Below are 2,991 nucleotides of genomic sequence, written 5' to 3' on the forward strand. Positions count from 1 at the left end.
GGGTTGGGGGCGTACCGTGGGTGCGGAGTGCCGCGCGGTCGACTGTCGGACTCCTCCCCTATGGTGGCTTTTGTCGTTGATGTACCTGGGGAAGGGAATCGATGGAAGCCACCGTCGTCCGCTGTGCCGAAGGCCACGAGTTCAGCACCTCCACGTTCCCGATGCAGCAGCTCGGCAGTGAGCGGATCGGGCCTGGACGACTGCTTCGCTGTCCCCGCTGTGCTCGACTGCGTCATGCCGTGCCGGTGCGCAGGGGAGTGAAGGGGGCCTGAGCCCCGTGGCGGGTGGTGCGTGAGGTTCGGCGCGCCGACCCGCCGGTGTGAATGAGTGCGTGAAGGGCCCGGCCGGGTGAGCCGGGCCCTTCGTGTGCGCGTACGCTCGTCCCGTGCTTCTCTCAGACAAGGACATCCGTGCCGAGATCGACGCTGGACGGGTGCGGATCGACCCGTACGACCCGGCGATGGTGCAACCCTCCAGCATCGACGTACGCCTCGACCGCTACTTCCGGGTCTTCGAGAACCACCGTTACCCGCACATCGACCCGGCGGTCGAACAGCCGGACCTGACGCGGCTGATCGAGCCGCAGGGGGACGAGCCGTTCATCCTGCACCCGGGCGAGTTCGTGCTGGCGTCGACGTACGAGGTGGTGTCCCTGCCGGACGACATCGCGTCGCGGCTGGAGGGGAAGAGCTCGCTGGGCCGGCTCGGTCTCCTCACGCACTCCACTGCCGGCTTCATCGACCCCGGCTTCTCCGGTCACGTGACGCTGGAGCTGAGCAACGTGGCGACGCTGCCGATCAAGCTGTGGCCCGGTATGAAGATCGGCCAGCTGTGCATGTTCCGGCTGACCTCGCCCGCTGAACACCCTTATGGGTCGGAGAAGTACGGCTCGCGATACCAGGGGCAGCGGGGGCCGACGCCGTCCCGCTCGTTCCTGAACTTCCACCGGACGAGGGTGTGAGGACAGCGGAGTGAGCGAGGTACGGGAGAACCTGACGTACGAGGCGTTCGGTACGGCGGTGCGGGAGTTGGCGCAGACGATCGCCGACGACGGTTTTGAGCCGGACATCATCCTTTCGGTAGCGCGGGGCGGGGTATTTGTCGCGGGTGGTCTGGCGTACGCGCTGGACTGCAAGAACCTGCACCTGGTGAATGTGGAGTTCTACACGGGTGTGGGTACCACGCTGCCGATGCCGGTGATGCTCGCGCCGGTGCCGAACGTCGTGGACTTCTCGAAGAAGCGGGTGCTCATCGCCGACGACGTCGCGGACACCGGCAAGACGCTGAAGCTGATCCACGACTTCTGCGAGGGGCACGTCGCGGACGTGCGCAGCGCGGTGATCTACGAGAAGCCGCAGTCCCTGGTGAAGTGCGAGTACGTGTGGAAGCACACGGATGAGTGGATCAACTTCCCGTGGAGTGTGCTTCCGCCGGTGGTGGAGCGTGAGGGTCAGGTTCGGGACGCCTGATCAAATGGGGCAGGGGCCTGCAGCCTTGGCGGTCGGAGTGGACCTGCGCGAGCGCGCGTATCGCGAGGAACAGCAGCACGCCGATCGGTGAGAGCAGGATGCTGAGCAGGAGCACCGGGCCCATGAGGAGCGGGTGTATGCGGAGGCGGCGGCCCTCGCGGTACATCCACTGCCCGATGAACAGGTCCCAGGCGATCACCTGAGCCCAGATCGCGGCGGCGCCGCCGTCGAGGGCGGTGAATCCCTGAAAGGCCGCCAGGTCCGGTCGGCGCACCGCTTCCCACAGTTCGGGGAAGGCGGGCAGCGCGAGAGCCATGTACACAAGCACGATCGGGACGATGGGGAGTACCGAGGCGGCCACTCGGTCCGTCCAGCGCCATCCGGGCGCGAAGATCAACAGAGCCCAGGTGGGCGCGGCCAGAACGAACGCGAGGCTGAAGAGCGTGTCGGTCACCGTACGGCCTCCGGCGTCGTCGTTCGGCTGCGGGGTGTCGGACGCAGGGCGAGCGCGGTGGCGGCGAGCGTCGCGACGGCCAGGGCCGTCCACGCGGTCAGCGTCAGGGTGTCGGGGCGGACGAGGGGCTGACCGCGGAGCGCCTGCCAGGTGACCAGTAGCACGACGCAGCTGTAGCCGCCGGCGGCCACGAGGGTCAGGCGCAGTCGGACGCCGGTGTCCCGGAGGCGGGGGAGACGGCGAGCGGCGAGGCGGAGGCAGGGTACGAGAAGGGGGAGGAGCTGGAGCGCGTGCATGCCGACGAAGTGTGGGATGCGCAGGTCGCCTCCGACGGTGCTCCAGCCGGTCAGGGGCATGCCTGGGCCGCCGTCGGGGACGCCGACGCTGTGCGCGCCGAGGACACCGGATATCTCACCGGAGGCCTGCTCCGGCGTGGGTGTCAGCATCAGCCCGCCGAGGGCCAGTCCGACAAGGGCTGTCAGCGCCCCGAGTCGCAGCGCCCATGCCTCCGCGGGTTCGCGGAGTCGCTCGCGGAGGAGTAGGAGGGCGATGACGAGCGTCGCGACCCAGAGCACGATGATCGTGAGCCCCATCAGCGCGAACAGCAGCCGTTCGAGGTCGGTCGCCACGTTGAAGTGGCTGCGTCGCCCGAGGGCCGCGGCGCTCACGATGATGGCCATCTCGACTGAGCCCGCGATGACGATCGCCGTGCCGGCGGCGCCGCCGAGTGCGGTGAGTCGGCGACTGATGCCGCCCGGGAGACGGGTGGAGGGTGGGTGCGATGTTCGCAAGGACAGCATCCAGGCGAGGGTCACGCCGTAAAGCGCGAACGAGACCGAGAACTTGAAGGGCTTCAGCCAGACCGGGTCTCCGACGACCACGCGGTCGTCGATCAACAGCCCCAGGGCTGAGAGCGCCGCCATCAGCAGCATGGCGGCCGAGAACAGCATCAGGGGGCGGTGCCACCGCAACGCGGCGGCGAGTGCCGACGTCGCCGCGGGGCTGTGGGCGGTCAGTGGTCCGGGTGGGGGCCGGTCCAGCGGCGGTGCGGGTTGGTCGGGTGATGGG

General features: G+C 68.8%; 4 protein-coding genes. 2 read left to right on the top strand and 2 right to left on the bottom strand.

Going from position 1 to position 2,991, the window contains the following annotated elements; genetic code table 11:
• The first annotated feature begins 385 nt into the window (after positions 1 to 385).
• Complete coding sequence (gene dcd, locus FNX44_RS25545; protein ID WP_143651351.1) at positions 386 to 961, top strand: dCTP deaminase; 576 nt, start codon at positions 386 to 388, stop codon at positions 959 to 961.
• A 10-nt stretch (positions 962 to 971) separates the two neighbouring features.
• The gene (locus FNX44_RS25550) at positions 972 to 1,469 is read left to right on the top strand and encodes a phosphoribosyltransferase (protein ID WP_143651352.1); all 498 of its coding nucleotides are present in this window, start codon (positions 972 to 974) and stop codon (positions 1,467 to 1,469) included.
• Here the strand turns inward: FNX44_RS25550 and FNX44_RS25555 are convergent.
• Together FNX44_RS25555 and FNX44_RS25560 are read right to left on the bottom strand one after the other, a co-directional pair.
• On the bottom strand, positions 1,405 to 1,923 hold the full coding sequence (locus FNX44_RS25555; RefSeq protein ID WP_143651353.1) for an ABA4-like family protein: 519 nt from the start codon (positions 1,921 to 1,923) through the stop codon (positions 1,405 to 1,407). The genes FNX44_RS25550 and FNX44_RS25555 overlap by 65 nt on opposite strands.
• On the bottom strand, positions 1,920 to 2,873 hold the full coding sequence (locus FNX44_RS25560; protein ID WP_438873747.1) for a hypothetical protein: 954 nt from the start codon (positions 2,871 to 2,873) through the stop codon (positions 1,920 to 1,922). The genes FNX44_RS25555 and FNX44_RS25560 overlap by 4 nt, the downstream gene beginning before the upstream one ends.
• Positions 2,874 to 2,991: the final 118 nt, after the last annotated feature.

The sequence above is a fragment of the Streptomyces alkaliterrae genome, from assembly GCF_007097205.2.
Taxonomy (GTDB): Bacteria; Actinomycetota; Actinomycetes; order Streptomycetales; family Streptomycetaceae; genus Streptomyces; species Streptomyces alkaliterrae.